The 15,552-nt window shown below is 70.4% G+C and carries 13 protein-coding genes; 4 read left to right on the top strand and 9 right to left on the bottom strand.

Annotated features, from left to right (window positions below; all coding sequences use genetic code 11):
- Positions 1-59 precede the first annotated feature (59 nt).
- Together BZL64_RS04880 and BZL64_RS04875 are read right to left on the bottom strand one after the other, a co-directional pair.
- Positions 60-1,511, bottom strand: a complete 1,452-nt coding sequence (locus BZL64_RS04880) for a sensor histidine kinase (protein ID WP_086766518.1) — start codon at positions 1,509-1,511, stop codon at positions 60-62.
- On the bottom strand, positions 1,508-2,200 hold the full coding sequence (locus BZL64_RS04875) for a response regulator transcription factor (RefSeq protein WP_086766516.1): 693 nt from the start codon (positions 2,198-2,200) through the stop codon (positions 1,508-1,510). The genes BZL64_RS04880 and BZL64_RS04875 overlap by 4 nt, the downstream gene beginning before the upstream one ends.
- A 224-nt stretch (positions 2,201-2,424) precedes the next feature.
- Between BZL64_RS04875 and BZL64_RS04865 the strand changes: the two genes are divergently transcribed.
- On the top strand, positions 2,425-2,847 hold the full coding sequence (locus BZL64_RS04865) for a hypothetical protein (protein WP_086766514.1): 423 nt from the start codon (positions 2,425-2,427) through the stop codon (positions 2,845-2,847).
- Positions 2,848-2,961: 114 nt separating this feature from the next.
- Here BZL64_RS04865 and BZL64_RS04860 read toward each other — a convergent pair whose 3' ends face one another.
- The 4 genes from BZL64_RS04860 to BZL64_RS39730 form a co-directional block, all read right to left on the bottom strand.
- Positions 2,962-3,300 (bottom strand): hypothetical protein, encoded by a 339-nt coding sequence (locus BZL64_RS04860; protein ID WP_143662991.1) that lies wholly within the window; start codon positions 3,298-3,300, stop codon positions 2,962-2,964.
- A 445-nt stretch (positions 3,301-3,745) separates the two neighbouring features.
- Positions 3,746-4,156: a VOC family protein gene (locus tag BZL64_RS04855; protein ID WP_086766510.1), complete on the bottom strand. Its 411-nt coding sequence runs from the start codon at positions 4,154-4,156 to the stop codon at positions 3,746-3,748.
- Between the two features lie 1,146 nt (positions 4,157-5,302).
- A complete protein-coding gene (locus tag BZL64_RS04845) occupies positions 5,303-5,884 on the bottom strand; it encodes a sigma-70 family RNA polymerase sigma factor (RefSeq protein ID WP_086766506.1) in 582 nt (193 codons plus the stop codon).
- Between the two features lie 487 nt (positions 5,885-6,371).
- On the bottom strand, positions 6,372-6,527 hold the full coding sequence (locus BZL64_RS39730) for a hypothetical protein (protein WP_158101500.1): 156 nt from the start codon (positions 6,525-6,527) through the stop codon (positions 6,372-6,374).
- Between the two features lie 492 nt (positions 6,528-7,019).
- On the opposite strand from BZL64_RS39730, the gene BZL64_RS04840 reads away from it, so the two are divergent.
- The 3 genes from BZL64_RS04840 to BZL64_RS04830 all read left to right on the top strand — a co-directional run bounded on the left by BZL64_RS04840 (position 7,020) and on the right by BZL64_RS04830 (position 9,683).
- On the top strand, positions 7,020-7,349 hold the full coding sequence (locus BZL64_RS04840) for a beta/gamma crystallin domain-containing protein (RefSeq protein ID WP_086766504.1): 330 nt from the start codon (positions 7,020-7,022) through the stop codon (positions 7,347-7,349).
- A 559-nt stretch (positions 7,350-7,908) separates the two neighbouring features.
- Complete coding sequence (locus tag BZL64_RS04835; protein ID WP_086766502.1) at positions 7,909-8,748, top strand: alpha/beta fold hydrolase; 840 nt, start codon at positions 7,909-7,911, stop codon at positions 8,746-8,748.
- A 101-nt stretch (positions 8,749-8,849) separates the two neighbouring features.
- Positions 8,850-9,683 (top strand): alpha/beta fold hydrolase, encoded by an 834-nt coding sequence (locus BZL64_RS04830; RefSeq protein WP_086766501.1) that lies wholly within the window; start codon positions 8,850-8,852, stop codon positions 9,681-9,683.
- A 401-nt stretch (positions 9,684-10,084) separates the two neighbouring features.
- Here BZL64_RS04830 and BZL64_RS04825 read toward each other — a convergent pair whose 3' ends face one another.
- From BZL64_RS04825 to BZL64_RS04815, 3 genes are all read right to left on the bottom strand, one after another.
- Positions 10,085-10,453 (bottom strand): hypothetical protein, encoded by a 369-nt coding sequence (locus BZL64_RS04825; protein ID WP_086766499.1) that lies wholly within the window; start codon positions 10,451-10,453, stop codon positions 10,085-10,087.
- A 468-nt stretch (positions 10,454-10,921) separates the two neighbouring features.
- Positions 10,922-14,053: an AfsR/SARP family transcriptional regulator gene (locus tag BZL64_RS04820; RefSeq protein ID WP_086766498.1), complete on the bottom strand. Its 3,132-nt coding sequence runs from the start codon at positions 14,051-14,053 to the stop codon at positions 10,922-10,924.
- 394 nt (positions 14,054-14,447) lie between these two features.
- The coding region (locus tag BZL64_RS04815) for a tetratricopeptide repeat protein (RefSeq protein WP_244205185.1) at positions 14,448-15,552 on the bottom strand (1,105 nt) is incomplete at its 5' end.

Genomic DNA, 15,552 nt, shown 5'->3' with positions numbered 1-15,552 from the left:
GCGCGGGGCCATGCCTGAGGGCCGCCGTCCCTTGTCCTGCGCCGCGCCGCCGGGGCGGGTCAGCACGCCGCGGTGTCCTCCCCGGCGGTGAGCCGCGCGATCGGGGCGGGCGGGGCCGCGGCCGGAAGGTCGACCCGAAGCAGCGCGCCACCGCGTGCGGAGCGGGCGACGCTGGCCCGGCCGCCGTGGGCGTCGACGACTCGCTGCACGATCGACAGCCCCAGACCGGATCCCGGCAACGCCCGGGCGCTGTCGGCACGGTAGAACCGGTCGAACACCCGCGGTACGTCGGCGGTGTCGATGCCCGGCCCGGCGTCGTCGACCTCGAGCACCGCCGACGCGCCCTCGGCACGGAGCCGGACCTGGATCGGCTGGTCCGCGGGGGACCATTTGCCGGCGTTGTCGATGAGGTTGAGCACCGCTCGCTCGAGCGCAGCGGGACGCCCGCTCACCCACACAGAGGTCACGTCGAGCGCGACCTCGATGTCGGGCACGCGGGAACCCGCCCGGGTCGCAGCGGCCACCACCACGTCGGCGAGGTCGAGCACCTCGGTGCTCTCGTCGCTGACGTCACCGCGCGCCAGGTCGGTCAGCTCGGCGGCAAGGGTGCTCAACTCGGCTACCTGGGCGCCGAGATCGTTGAGCAGCCGGGTCCGGCTCTCCGCCGGCAGTGCGCTGTCCAGGGTGCCGCGCCGATCGAGCCGGATCAGCAGCTCGACGTTGAGGCGCAGGCTGGTGAGCGGGGTCTTGAGCTCGTGGGCGGCGTCCTCGGCGAGCAGCCGCTGGGCCCGCCGGGAGTCCCGGAGCGCGGCGAGCATGTCGTTGATCGACTGGATCAGCCGCCGGATCTCCCCACCGCCCTCATCCGGGATGTCGGCGTCAAGATCCCGGGTGTGCGCGACACGTACCGCAGCGGCGGTCAGCCGGTCGATCGGTGCCAGCCCGGTCCGCGCCACGGTCCGCCCGACAAGGGCGCCGCCGACCACGCAGAGCAGCCCGATCAGCAGCATGCCGAACCCGAACCGGTTGATCGGGCTGTCGTCGACGACGCGGGCCACCTGGACCGCGCCGTCGCCCGCCCGCAGCGTGTAGATGAGGTAGCCGTCCTCGTCGCTGTCGTTCGACTCCATCAGGTCGGCCGACGCGCCCTGCGCCACGCGCCCGGCGTGCTCGCTGACGGGGGGCAGCGCGGGTTGGCCGGCCGGCGTCCGGGTCGAGCCGTCGGGCAGGATGACCCGCACCAGCCGACCGGATCCGGGATACGGCGGTAGCTGGACCTGCGCCAGACCGGCGCGCTGCGCGTCCGTCGCCAGGACGCGGGAGTCGGCGCGTAGCTGATTCTTGGCGCTGTCCTGCAGCTCCCAGCCCAGTAGTTCGCTGGCCACCTGGAAGGCCACGAACACGCTGACCGCGATGGCCGTCGCCGCGATCACCGTCAGCCTGGCCCGCAGGGACCGCCGGCGCCACCATCGGGTCAGCCGGCGCGGTTCCCGGCCGGCGGGCCTGCTCACGGAGGAGTCTCCCGCAACGTGTATCCCAGGCCGCGCAGCGTGTAGATCAATCGCGGCTCACCCTCGGCCTCCATCTTCCGGCGCAGGTAACTCACGTATACCTGGAGGTTGTTGGCTGTGGCGCTCATGTCGAAGCCCCAGATCGCCTCGAACAGCGCGTCGCGGGTCACGACCCGGGTCGCGTTGCTCATGAGGACCTGGAGGAGGGAGAACTCGGTCCGGGTCAGGCGCAGCGGCCGCCCGCCCCGCCACGCCTCGAACCTGTCAGGATCGAGCCGGACGTCGGCGAACGACAGGATCTGCGACTCCCCGTCGGTCGGCGTGCGCCGGCGCAGCAGGGCCCGCACCCGGGCCAGCAACTCCTCGGTGGCGAACGGCTTGGGCAGGTAGTCGTCGGCGCCCGCGTCCAGCCCCGTGACCCGGTCGGAGACCTGGTCACGGGCGGTCAGCATCAGCACCGGCAGATCCCGCCCCGCGGCCCGCAACCGCCGGCAGGTCTCCAACCCGCCGAGGCGGGGCATCATCACGTCGAGGATCAGCAGATCCAGCGTGTCGCCGTCGGCCCCAACGACCCCGTCGAGCACGGCGAAACCGTTGGCGACGGTGCTGGTGTCGTAACCCTCGACCTGGAGCACCCGCTCCAGCGACTCACGGATGGCCGCTTCATCATCCGCGATCATGATCCGCACGCCGGCCCGCCCCCTTCCAGTCGATGTTTTTGCCGCTCATTGTCCCCGATCAACCTGAGGCCAGGATTAGAGCGTCGCTGGGGACCGCGCTCTCTTACGGATCCAAGAAATGGAACCTACTACGAGCATCTGCCCCTCAGTTCGGAGTCGCGGGTGTACTGGGCGATGACCGCGGTGATACCGCGTCGGCTGACCGGGGCGACCACATCGGCCTGGCGCACCGCATGACCGGCGGGGAGCTGACGCTCGGCGCGGTGCCGGCGCGGCTGGAGGAGCGGAAACGCGAGATCACCGCACAGGCCGAGACGATGCGGGAACAGGTCGCGCAGCTGACCGCACAGCTCGACGAACCCGGCCGGGCCGCCGAGGAAGTCCGGATCACCCGCAAGACACTGCTGGGGCTGTCCGACCCCGGGCCGCCCGCGCCGCCGGCACCGAAGCTGCCGGATCACCCGGCTTACCAGCAGATCATGGCGGTGTTCACCGCGGCCGCCCACCCGCTGCGGGCCCGGCAGGTGTGCGAGGCCATGGACCTGGCGGTCGCGCCCAACAACATCAACAACGTCCGCCTCAAGCTCAAGCGGCTGGCCGGCCGCAGGATCCTGACCGAGACCGAGCCAGGCTTGTTCACCCAGCCTCGGCCGTAGCCGACCGACGTCACCACGACCTGCCCGCTCGTCCCGCACGAAACGAAGAATCGGGCATAAAATCTCATAGCGCCCTCTGAGATCTGCTGTGCGGCCCGTTGGCTGACACTGTGTTCAGCAGTTTTCCTCGATATAGAGGAGCGTGAGGCCGTCTGTGGAGACGAACTCATAGGGCGCGTAACTCGGTGTGCATTCGGCCATGAGCCGGTCCTTGATCTGGTTCCAGGTCGCGAGCCGGTCGGTCGCAGGTACGTGGCGGAATTGGCCTCCGCCGGCTTCTCCTATGATCAGCGCATCCGCTTGGGTCGCCAGACGCTGGGTGAGCCGTCGGTGAAGCGGGCCTCGGACTTTCCGCCAGAGTTGGCCCTCGTCGTCGATGAACTCCTCACGGCCGGCGGGCGACGGCACTCCTTCGCCGGGCGGGTCCGGGGCCGGTGGCAACGAGGCCACCATCTCGGCCAGTGTCGCTTTGCGCGGACGTCTATCGGGCATGGCCGAACCCTTCCAGGCGTTGTCGCACGATGGCTCATGGTTCTGTCGCTGAGAGACCGTGTTCCTGACCGGATGGCCGGTCGGTCCGTGGAATCGTAGGCCCCTTCCGCAGCCTGGAGCCGTCTGGTCGTCTCAGGGGCGGCAGTACTGTCCTTCGCCAGCGCTGTGGTGGGCGAGGATGTCGCCGTCGGCGGACAGGTCGACGGCTGCGAGGAGCAGACGCTGACTGACTTCCCAGGCTCAGCCACCCCGATCGCGCGTCAGCTCGCGAAGGCCACGAGTACAGAGGCCGTCTGGTACCGAGTCACTGGCGCAGATGATGCCTCGTTCTGACATCGGCGACTGCATCACAACGCAGCACACCAGCTCATTGACCGGATGCGGCGCCCAGCCATCAGCGCACGAGCTAGTCGCGCTCGGGCCAGGTGAGGCCCTGATCGGTCCAGATGACCCCCTTGTTGCGGCAGAGGCAGAAGGGGTGGCCGATGGGGTCGGCGTAGACGCGGAAGCCGTAGCCGTCGGGGCCGGTGCAGTCCCGCTGCAGGGTCGCGCCGAGGGCCAGGACGCGGCGCTGTTCGGCCTCGATGTCGTCGACTTCGAAGTCGAGGTGGAACTGCTTGGGGTGCTCGCTGTCGGGCCACTGCGGGGCGCGGTAGTCCTCCACCTGCATGAAGGCCAGTTCGATCTCGCCGAACTGGATACCGGCCCAGTTCTCGTTACTGCCCTCCTTGACCGGGAGCCCCATCACTTCGGAGTAGAAGGCTGCCAGCTTCATCGTGTCGGGGCAGTCGATGATGAAGTCGGTTAGTCGTAGCATCCCGCGATCTTTCCACAAGATCAATTGGGCCGGACTTTGAGACAGGTCCTCCAGGCGAGGAGGCCCGTCCAGGCTTCACACGCACGGTAGGGAGCGCCCGCGCATGAGGGTGCACCGCGGCGGCCCGAGGTGAGACGAGGCGTCATTCGGCGGTGACGCCGGATGGGCCGGGCCGATCCCGCTGTTCGCATGCCCGACATCGGTGGCGCGCGGCGACCGGTTCACTCCGTCCGGCGAGCACTCTCCCTTCTTCCGCCGGCCCGGGGTGACCGGCAGGGCACCTGACCGGCCCTGCCGGTCACCCCGGCCGGCCTCGGTCGGGGGACTCGGTGTGCGCGTGCGCGGCTCTCCCCGGGCGGGGCTGGTCCGGCAGCTGCTCGTCCGGGCGGGTCGGTGCCCGCCATGCGCCGTGTGAGCGGTGCGGCCGCCGGCCGATGCCGTATGGGCGCGACCGCGCCGGGTCCGAACCGTAGGGAGAGTTCTGGCGTCAGTCCGCGTGGCCTTCGGCTGCGGCCGGCCGCGCTGGGCTGTGTGTGTCACGTTCGCGGACACGCACAGCCCAGGCATGGAAGGCAGTCTCGCGCGACTCCGGTGTTCTCCGCGGCGCGGTCCGGGCGTCGGCCGGCCTGAGCCCTTCGACCGCGAGTAGACCAACCATCGAAAGGGCCAGGGTCACTTCGGCGAGCCGCTGCCGTTCGGCCGAGCACTCCGCGCAGCGGCCGAGATGCGCGGCGCTCTCGGAGCACATCCCACCGTGGCGGTCTCCGGTCAGGGCTTGGACGGCCAGCTCTTCTCTGGTCTGCTCGCAGTTCACCATGTCTCCTTCGACCTCGGTTCCGGCTGTCACAACTGGAACGACCTCATTTCCGGAGTGGTTCACCCCATGACGTGCCGGGCGAAGAACAGCACCCCCGGCCGGGGGCAACCCGGGGAGAGCCCTCGGCATGCGACACGCGGCAGTCGAGCGGGTGGGGCCGACGGAGGGCCGGAGAGCAGGGACCGTCGGCGGAGCCCGGCCCGGACCCGACCGTGGCGCAGCTCGATGCAGCCGCCGGCGCCCTGCTCGACCGGACGGCACGGGGCGACGACACGGGCCCGTCGGGTGACGGCCGCGGACGGTCGAGGTCACGAGCCGGTGGGTGGTGGTTATTCGCCGAGCACCCCCCGCTGCTCAAGCGCCTTACGCAGGGCCCGTATCGCGTAGAAGGCGCGGCTCTTCACGGTCCCGGGCGGGATGCTCAGATGTGCGGCGGCCTGGGCCACACTGCATTCCAGGTAGTACATGAGCCGGATGACGGTCCGCTGCTGCTCGTTGAGATCCCGCAGTGCCTCGAGTACCACGTGGGCGGTGAGGGTGGAGTCCGTGTTGTCCCATGCGGCGTCCAGGTCCTCGGCAGGCATCATTTCCAGGGGGCGGATCTGGCGGGCCCGGTGGTGGTCGATGACCAGGTTCCTGGCCACGGTGAACAGCCATGGCCGCAGATGTTCGCCGCGGGTGCCCAAGAACTGGGCGTGTTTCCAGGCGCGTGCCGCCGTCTCCTGGAGGATGTCCTCTGCCTTGTGCCAGTCGCCGTCCAGCAGTCGGGCGGCGTACCGGACGAGCAAGGTCCCGTACTGGTCGTAGATGTCTTTGACGAAGGCGTCACAGTCGGCGTTCGACGCGGTGTGCCGGGCATGCACGCGGGTTGGAGCGGGGGTGGCGATCCTCGCGACCAAGGTCCGGTTCATAGGTGGTGCTCGATCCTGTTCAAGTGTTCTGTGGCGTGTCTCCCGCACGGACGGGAGCGTGGCGCCAACACTGTCCGGAATGCCTTGGCCAAACCTTGTCGTCTTCTTGCCGTCTCGGGCCGGCGCTCTTGTCGTCGTCCCTGTCGCGTTGTTGTGGTGCTCGTGGTGCTGACGTGTCCGGTGCTCCGAGCCGTTTCCTGGACAGAGCCGGAAGGAGTTGGCCGGGCGTCCGGTGTCGCTGTCGGTGGTGGTGCTCCGCTTCGTACACGGGGCGGGCTGGCCGCGGTCGGCCCGACCTCCCCCGAGAGCCCGGCGCATGAGGTCCAGTCACTCGCCGCCTCGTCGGCTGGCCGAACGGCCAGGCGCCGGCCGAGGCGGGAAGTACTGGGAGCGGCTGCGGACGGCGAACGACGGGACCCGCGGCGGCCAGTGCCCTCCTCGACGGTTCCGATCTGCCCACCCTGAGCAGCGCTGACCGCCAGGCCGATCACGCCGCGAGACCTTTCAGGCGCAGCTCGCCCACGACGGCGCCGAGCACGACATCGACCAGCTGGTGCAGGACGCCAAGGCGGGCTACGAGCAGGCCAAGGCTGAGGCTCAGGACAGCTGCGAGCAGGCCAAGCAGCAGGCCCGACCAGGGCACGGGCCAACGCCCAGGCCGAGTACGACAACGTCATCGCACAGGGTGAGGATCCGGAGAAGGCGAAGGCGGAGTACGACAAGGCCGTCGCCGCGGCCGACCTCGCAGCCGTCACCGTTTCCCCGGCATCCCGCTCGGTGCCGTCACCGACGGGGCTGACCCGAGGGTGGGGACACGCTCGTCCACCTCCCGCGTACCAGGTGCCCTCGCGGGAAGGCGCGGGCGGCGCCCGCGGCCGGAAGAAAGACGATCGCACGGTGAACCGGAGACCATCGCGCCACGTTGAACCGACCGGACGCACAGGCATCCGGCGATGGGACCAGACGACGACTCTTTGTCCCGCCGCCTCGGCGCGCGAGGGTCGGCCACGGGTCGGCGCCCCAGCTCACCTCCCGCACCACCGGCCGTCCCCTCGCACGCACCGCGCAGGGGGACAGCCGGCCCCCACGGTGCTGCTCGGCAGCACCGCCCCACCACGGAAGGACAGTTCCACCGATGAAGCGCTTCATCTCGCGTATTGGGCTCGTTGTGGCGGCGGGAGCCATGACGGCTCTTGTGCCTGCCCTCCCGGCCGCCGCGGCCAACCAGACCGGCTGTGGCGACCGGACCGACTTCGTCAAGGTTTGGTACGACGGTGGCAAGACCGTGTGCTATGCCAACGCGGGTGTCATCGCCCCTCAGCTTCCGAACGTCTACAGAATCACCTCGGGCAACAACAACATCGAGGTCCTGCTGGGCGACCATGTGAAGACCATGTCCAAGTGGTCGAGCATCGTCGACGTCGAGGGGCTCAGCTGGACGCTGCACATCCTGCAGATCCGCTGACCGCCGCGTCCGCGGGCGGCGCCCCCTTCCGGCCCGTGGCGCAAGTGCTGCGGGCGGCCGCTGGTGCGGGCGTCATCCGCATGCTCAGGGGCGGTCCGTCCCGTGAAGCCACGGCTTATGACGCTGACTTCGTTCGGCACCCCAGGGACACGCGACCGTGGCCCTGGCACGCTGACCACAGGTCGGGACGAAGCGGGAAGGCTGGCCCGCTGTCCGAAAGCTCGTCGGCAGTCCACAGCACCAGAGACGCCCATCCGGAGCGCACTACGCCCCGGCACTTCGCCGGTCGCGGAATGCTATCCGGATGACACGGGTGAACCGGACCCGGCTTCCGAGCGTAGGACATGAAGAAGGCCCCGTCACCGCGGCCGGACCGGTGTTCTGCTGGCTCGGCGTCAACTGCGACGCGCGGCCCAACTTCCTCCCACCCTGACGCAGCGGCATGACGACCGGATATTAGGTGTGTGCAATGGAATTGTGCACGTTTATCTCGACGGTGCCCCACTCGCCTCGTCAGTTCCCCACCAGTATCAACATCCCAAGAAATAGGACGTTCACGATGCGCACCACCCGCCCGTCTCGCCCGAGCCGCTGGCTCGCCCCGCTCGGTGTCACCGTGGCCGCAGGCCTGTCCGTCACGGCCCTCGCCCTCCCCGGTGTGGCGGGAGCCGCGGCCCCTCACCAGGAGCGCCCCACGATCGTGCTGGAACACGGGGCGTTCGCCGACGCCGCGAGCTGGGACGGCGTAGTGAAGCGTCTGCAGCGCGCCGGCTATCCCGTGGTGGCCGCTGCCAACCCGCTGCGTGGCCCGGCGAACGACGCCGCCTACCTGCGCAGCGTCGTCGACCACATCGACGGACCCGTGGTCCTGGTCGGCCACTCCTACGGCGGCACCGTCATCAGCCAGGCCGCAGCGGGACTGGAGGACAAGGTCAAGGCGCTCGTCTACATCGCCGCGTTCCTGCCCGACGCCGGCGAGAGCTCGCTCGGGCTGACGAACAAGTTCCCCGGCAGCACCCTCGGCCAGGTGATCGAACCGGTGAACTACACTCTGCCGGACGGCAGTCAGGGCGCCGACGTATACATCAAGCCGGACAAGTTCCACCGGCAGTTCGCCGCGGACGTGCCGGCGGACAGGGCACGTCTCATGGCCGTCGGGCAGCGTCCGGTTTCCGCCGCCGCGCTGGAGGAGAAGTCCACCCAGGCCGCCTGGAAGACGATCCCCTCCTGGTCCCTGGTCACCACCGAGGACCTCAACATCCCCGTGGCAGCCCAGCGCTTCATGTCGGAGCGCGCCCACGCGCACACGACCGAGATCGACGCGTCGCACGCGGTGTCCGTCTCGCGCCCCGACGCTGTCGCACGCGTCGTGGAGAAGGCCGCCCGCACGGTCCGCTGACCAGCGCCCCCGCAGTAGCGCGGGCGCATCCATTCCGCACCACCGCTTCGAGCATCCCCAACATCCCCAACATCCCGAACATACGAAAGGCAGCCACCACCATGGCGTTCATCACCGTCGGCCAGGAGAACTCCACCCCCGTCGAGCTGTACTACGAGGACCACGGCAGCGGGCAGCCGGTCGTGCTGATCCACGGCTACCCGCTCGACGGCCACTCCTGGGAGAAGCAGGCCGCGGCCCTGCTGGCGGCCGGCTACCGCGTCATCACCTACGACCGGCGCGGCTTCGGCCGCTCCAGCCAGCCCACGACCGGCTACGACTACGACACCTTCGCCGCCGACCTGCACACCGTCCTGGAGACTCTCGACCTCAACGACGCCGTCCTGGTCGGCTTCTCCATGGGCACCGGCGAGGTCGGCCGCTACCTGGGCACGTACGGCTCCGCCCGCATCGCCAAGGCCGCCTTCCTCGCGTCCCTGGAGCCGTTCCTGCTCAAGACCGAGGACAACCCCGGCGGCGTCGACGGAAGCCTCTTCGAGGGCATCAAGCAGGCCGTCACCGCCGACCGGTACGCCTACTTCACCGCGTTCTACCAGGACTTCTACAACCTGGACGACAACCTCGGCAGCCGGATCAGCGAGGAGGCCGTCCGCAACAGCTGGAACGTCGCCGCCGGCGCTTCCTGGTACGCCTCACTGGCCTGCGTGTCGACCTGGACCACTGACTTCCGCGCCGACATCGCCAAGATAGACGTTCCCGCGCTGATTCTGCACGGCACCGCCGACCGGATCCTGCCCATCGAAGCCACCGCCGAGCCCTTCCACCAGGCGCTCCCTCAGGCCGAGTACGTCGTCATCGAGGGCGCCCCGCACGGCCTGCTGTGGACCCACGCCCAGGAGGTCACCGACGCCCTGCTCGCCTTCCTCATCAAGTGACCGCCCCGTGCGCCCGCCCGCCGCGACCCCCGGCGGACGGGCGCACGGCCGGTACGGGACCCGCACCATGCCGGGGTCCCGTACCGCTGCCCGGCATGCGGATCGGGGACGGGGAAGGCGGAGACAGCCGTCGGCGGCACCGATGGGCAAGGCGCCGTCCGGTGATCCGACCGGCAACGCCGTGCGGTACGCGTCGGCGACCTGCACCGGCGTCTCACAGTTGACGGATCGGCCTCTTCCATCGTCCGTTCGTGATCATGAGATGGCATCTGGCGCTCCGGCACCGGATCGCGTGGCTGTCGACGGCTCTCCGGCGGTGAGGAGCGCCCGGGGGCGTCGGCCGACGGCACCCTCGCCGCGCTCACCCGGCTCGACGATGGGCCTCCCACGACTCTGTCGGGTCAGTAGACGCGCTTCAGCTGCCAGGCGTTGTGACTGAAGCTGGGGACCGACGAGTAGACGCAGCTGCTGGTGTAGTACGAGCTGGTCTGGATCCAGCCGGTGGGCTGGTAGGTGGAGGCGCAGGCATTGACCACGGTGCCGACCGGCAGACCGGTGAGCTGCTTTATCTGCTTGATGTTGGGGCTGAAGCTCTGGGTGCCGCAGCTGCTGCTGTAGCCCCAGCTGACGTCGATGTGACCGGCCGGTGTGAGGACGCTCGCGCAGGAGGTGGAGACGTCACCGGGGGCGGCCGGGGCGGGCGCGGCGGTCAGCGTGAACATCGCTGCCGTGCCGGTGAGGGCTAAGCAGGCGGAAGGAAGGCGACGCATCTGTGGTGGCTCCTTCTGATCGTGGCGGCCGGTAGGCCGGGAAGGCATTTCTACGGGCCGCTGATCAGTTCGGATAGGGACTTTCCGGTCGAACGCACTGGGCGCGACGGCCGGCTGACCCAGGCCGGCCTGGCTGCCCTCGCCTCGACTATGCCGGTGAGCACTACGGTGCCGGGCACCGCGGCGCCGTAGTGCCGTGTTGCCGCGTTACCACGTGCCAGCCTGGCACCGTAGGCGCCGGCAGGCGTGGTCCGGGCCACGCCGCAGGAATGGAGCCAACGTTCACTCCACGTCCGCGCCGTCGTATGCCAGTCGCGGGCCGGCTTCACTCACGCACCACGAGGGGCCCGGAGGTTCGGTTCGCCCGGCCCGCCGCCCACTTTCCTGCGCGTGGGCGTTCCGGCGGCGGTACGTACGCCGAGTCGGTGATGGTCATCGTCCTGATGGGGAGGGGATGACGGAAGCCGCCTACCGGGGCCGGTGACTGGGAGTCGGTGTTCGCTCGTCGCCCACGCCGCTGTCCAGGAGATCCGGGGAGGGGTCCTCGCTCCTGGCCACGTCAGCTGTTTTCGCGTCCAGGGCGGCGAGTCGGACCCGTATGCCCCTCAGGCCCTCGAACGCGTTATCCTCCGGCCCGTCGGTGTCCTCCAGGGCCCGGGTCCAGGCCGCTTGTGCGGCCGCCCGATCGCCCATGGCCAGATGGGTGTCGCCGATGTACGTCAGCGACCTGATGGCGTGTTTGCGGTCGCGGCCGTCCTCGAACACCGCCAGAGCCCGGCGGTGGGAGGCCAGCGCGTCCCGATGCCGGCCGATGGCGTGGTAGGCGCAGCCCAGACTGTCCCAACACATCGCCTCCCGCCAGGGCGCATTCAGCCCCTGGAACACGGAGATGGCCTCCAAGCTGTAGGCGATGCCCTGTTCGGGCAGGCCCAGGAGCGTGTGGTACTTCGCCACAGCGTTCAGGGGGTCGGACATCCACAAGGGGTCCCCCGTCTCCCGGGCCAGCTCCAGCGCCCGCTCCGCCCGCGCCAGGGCCTCCTCGTTGTGGCCGAACAGGCCGAGCACGTACGAGGCGGTGTACTGGGTGCGGACCTGCTCGACGAGGGTCTCCATGTCACCGGACGAATCGAAGAAGGCGGCAGCGCGGTCCAGATGGGTCACGGCCTCGTCCTGGTGGCCCATCTGACCGTGCATCACGCCGAGCATGCGCAGACAACGACCCTGCTCGTGGCGGTCGCCCCGGCGGCGGGCCGCTTCCAGCGCGGCGGTGAGCACCGCGACGGCCTCGGGCCAGCGTTCGTGACGGTTCAGGTACTCCTTGAGGATCCGGGCCAGGGCGATGACGTGGCGGTCGAGACGCTGGGCGACGGCGGTCCGGAACAGGCGGTCCAGCACCTGCTGTTCGGCGGTGAACCAGCGCGCCACCTGTTCGCAGTCCCCGAGCAGTTCGGGGACGGTGCCGGGGCTGAGCGGACCGGGGGCCACGGGCTTCGGCTCGTGGTTCAGCAGCCGGTTGCCGGCGTGGCCGGTGAAGAGGTAGTGGTCCAGGACGCGTGCGGTGGCGTCATGGCGTTCGGCGTGGGTGTCCTCGTCGTGGGTGCGTTCGGTGGCGTACTCACGGAGCAGATCGTGCACGGTATAGCGGCCCGGGACGGGCTGTTCGACGAGGCGGACCCGGGTGAGTTCGGCCAGCAGGCGGCGGACTCGGGAAAGGGGGAGCGCGGCCAGACTGGTGACGGCGGGAGCGGTGATGTCGGGACCGGGATGGAGGGCGAGGAGACGGAAGAGCCGGGCGGAGGGCTGGTCCAGAGCCCGGTAGGACCACGAGAAGACGGCGCGCAGGTCGGTGTCGGCGTCGAAGGTGGTGAGTGCGTCGAGGCGTCCGTCGCTTCCCCTCAGGTCATCGGCGACGGCGCTCAGGGGGAAGACCGGGTCGAGGGCGGCACGGGCGGCGATGACGGCCAGGGCCAGAGGCAGACGTCCGCACAGCCGGACGATGTCGGCGGTGGCATCCGGTTCGGCGTCGAGACGTTCGTGTCCGAGGCGGCGGGCGAGCATCTCGTAGGCCTCCGTTGGTGAAGGCAGCGCCAGGGACACGGGGTGCGCACCGTCACCGGCGACGAGTCCGGCGAGCCGGCTGCGGCTGGTGACCAGCGTCAGGCAGCCGGACCCGTTCGGCAGCAGGGGCCGTACCTGCTCCTCGTCGCGGGCGTTGTCCAGCACGACGAGGACGCGTCGCCCGGCCAGCATGGTGCGAAACAGGGCGGTGCGGGCGGCGGTGTCCTCCGGGATGCGCTGAGCGGGGACGCCCAGTGCGGTGAGGAAGCCGTGCAGGACGAGGGCGGGATCCAGCGGGGGCGTGCGGGGATGGAAACCGCACAGGTTGACGAAGAGCTGACCGTGGGGGAAGAGGTGGGCGACCTGGTGGGCGTGGTGAACCGCGAAGGTCGTCTTACCTACCCCGGCAGCACCGCCGATGACCACGACGCGCGCGGCGCCCGACCCGGGACGGTCCGGCACGTGACCCGCGGCGGGGAGCCAGGCGGACTCGGTCTTCCGGCCGGTAAAGACCGCCAGGTCGTTGGGCAGTTGCGTCGGAGTCGGCAGCGGTGCCGGACCGTTCCGCGGTTCCGGTGCGCCGGCGGGTACGGTCCGGTCTGTACTCCCTGCGGTGAGCGGCGCGGCCGGTGCTGGGGCGCCGTCACCGGCCGAAGGCGCTGGCCGGTGCGCCGGCGGCGGTGTGGTGGGTGCGTTCCGTACCGGCTGCGGCAGGGTGAAGGACGGCAGGTCGTGGTGGAGGATGCCGTGGTGCAGGGCGTGCAGTTCGGGCCCGGGGTCGAGGCCGAGTTCGTCGGCGAGGTGTCGGCGCACCTCCTCGTAACGCCGCAGTGCTTCGGGGTGGCGGCCCGCCAGGTACAGGGCGCGCAGCAACAGGGCCCAGCCGGTCTCGCGCAACGGATCACTGGCGGTCAGCCGCTCGGCCGCGGCCACCGCTTGTGGGACCTGCCCGTCCAGCAGTAGGGCCATGGCGTGCAGTTCGGCGGCGCCCTGCCGCATCTCCTCCAGACGGGTGGCCTCCGGCCGGGCGAACGGGTGGTCGGCGACGTCGGCCAGGGCGGCACCCCGCCACATCCCCAGCGCCCGCTCGACGCTGCGCAGCGCGTCCGCGGGCCGGGAGTCGGCGAGTTCCTGTCGGGCCTGTGCGAGCGTCTCGGTGAAACGTACCGTGTCCCGGCCCTCGGGCGGTATCCGCAGGGCGTACCCGGCTGGCTCGCTCACCAGCGTCTCGAACCGCCCGGGGCCGCGCCGTGGTTCCAGCACCGCGCGCAGTTTGCTGACGTGTGCGTGCAGCGACGGCATCGCCGAGGCCGGAAGCCGCCCCTGCCACAGGTCCTCGCACAGGGTCTCCGGGGCCACCGCGTGACCGTCGGCGAGCAGCAGCCGGATCAGCAGCAGCCGCTGCCTGCGCCGCCCCGGATCCAACGTCGCACCGTCGCGCTGTACGACCAGCGGACCCAATACCGAGACCTGCACACCGTGCTCCCCGGCCGCGATCGGGTCGGCAGACCGTTCGCCCCAGGTGCCGTCCATCCCTGCCATGCCTGCCTGCGTTCCTTTCCCCCAGATTGTCACGCCCGCGTCAACCGCCGGACGGCGCGTACCGTAGCTCGGACGACCGCCGTGGTGCCGCTTACCGGGCGGTACGTTTCTGCATGTGGACAGCACTTCCCGGTGCCGCTACCGGGAAGTGCCGTCGTCCTGCCGGCCGCCACCGGCGGCAGGACTGTTCCTCCCTGCTGTCACCCGCCTTGTTCAACGCGCCCGCTCCATCCCTCAGCGAGGGCGCGCTGACGGCTCGGGCGAGCGGTGTTCCTGCCGTCTCTCGCGGTCCCGCTCGATGCCGTCTCCCGTGCGGGGCGGCACCGGTGCCCGGCACGCATGTGGGCGGTCCGATGCGGGGGCCCGGCGGCGGTTCGAGAACCCGGCGACGACATCAGCCCTCGGAGCTGGAATCTGCTCCCCCGGCGGTAGCCCTCTCCGGCGCGGCGGGCGAGGGGTCCGCTCCGGCGTCCAGGGCGGCGAGCCGGTCCCGTACCTGCTCGGAGCTGCGGGACAGCGCCTGCTGTTCGGCGTAGGCGAGCGCACGGATCCAGTCGGCCCGGGCGGCTTCCGGATCGCCCACGGCCAGGCGGGTGTCGCCCAGGCGCATCAGCGAGCCCACAAGGTTCCTGTGGTCCCCCGCCTCCTCGAACACCTCCAGCGCCCCCTTGTAGGCGGCCACTCCCTCCTCGTACCGGCCGAGCAGGTGGAGGGTGTAGCCCAGGCTGTCCGCGCAGATCGCCTCCCGCCAGGGCGCATTGAGGGCCTGGAACAGGGCGAGGGCCTCCTGGCAGTACACAAGGCCCTCCTCGGGTCGGCCCAGGTTGGAGTGCAGCCAGGCGAGCCCGTTGAGGCACTCGGCCGTCCATACGTCGTCCCCCGCAGCCCGGGCCAGCGCGAGCCCTCGCTCGAAGGACGCCACGGCTTCCGGGAGCCGGCCGAACCGATACAGCGCGCACGCCGTGCCGTAGTGGGCGCGGGCCTGCTCACCCACCGCGTCGATCTCCTCGAAGAGCGTGGTGGCGCGCCGCATGTGGTCCAGGGCCTGTTCCTGGTGGCCGAGGTAGCCGTGGATGCTGCCGAGGCTGCGGTGGCAGCGGCCTTCCTCCAGGCGGTCGCCCCGGCGCCGGGCCACGTCCAGGGCCGGGGTCAGCGCGGTGATCGCCTCGGGCCAGAACTCCCGGCGGTTCAGGTGCTCCTTCAACGCCCAGGCCAGTCCGGTGGTGTGGTGGTCCAGTCCTTGGCCGACAGAGGTGTGCAGCAGGCCGCTGAGCACCCGGTGTTCGGCGGTGAGCCAGCGGTCCGCCTGTTCCACGGTGGTGAAGTCTTCCGGGGCGACGCCGGCACTCGGTGAACCGAGGTCGAGTTCGGGCAGTGTGTCCTGTTTGAGCAGGCGGTTGGCTGCATGGGCGGTGAACATGTAGTGGTCGAGGACCCGCAGGGTGGCGTGGTGGCGTTCCTCGGCGGTGTCGTGGGTGTGGGTGAGTTCGGTGGCGTAG

Origin of the sequence: Streptomyces bobili (assembly GCF_002154575.1) — a bacterium.
Taxonomy (GTDB): Bacteria; Actinomycetota; Actinomycetes; order Streptomycetales; family Streptomycetaceae; genus Streptomyces; species Streptomyces bobili.
Note: the sequence above shows the minus strand (reverse complement) of the source record. Positions and strands in the feature narration are given on the sequence as shown.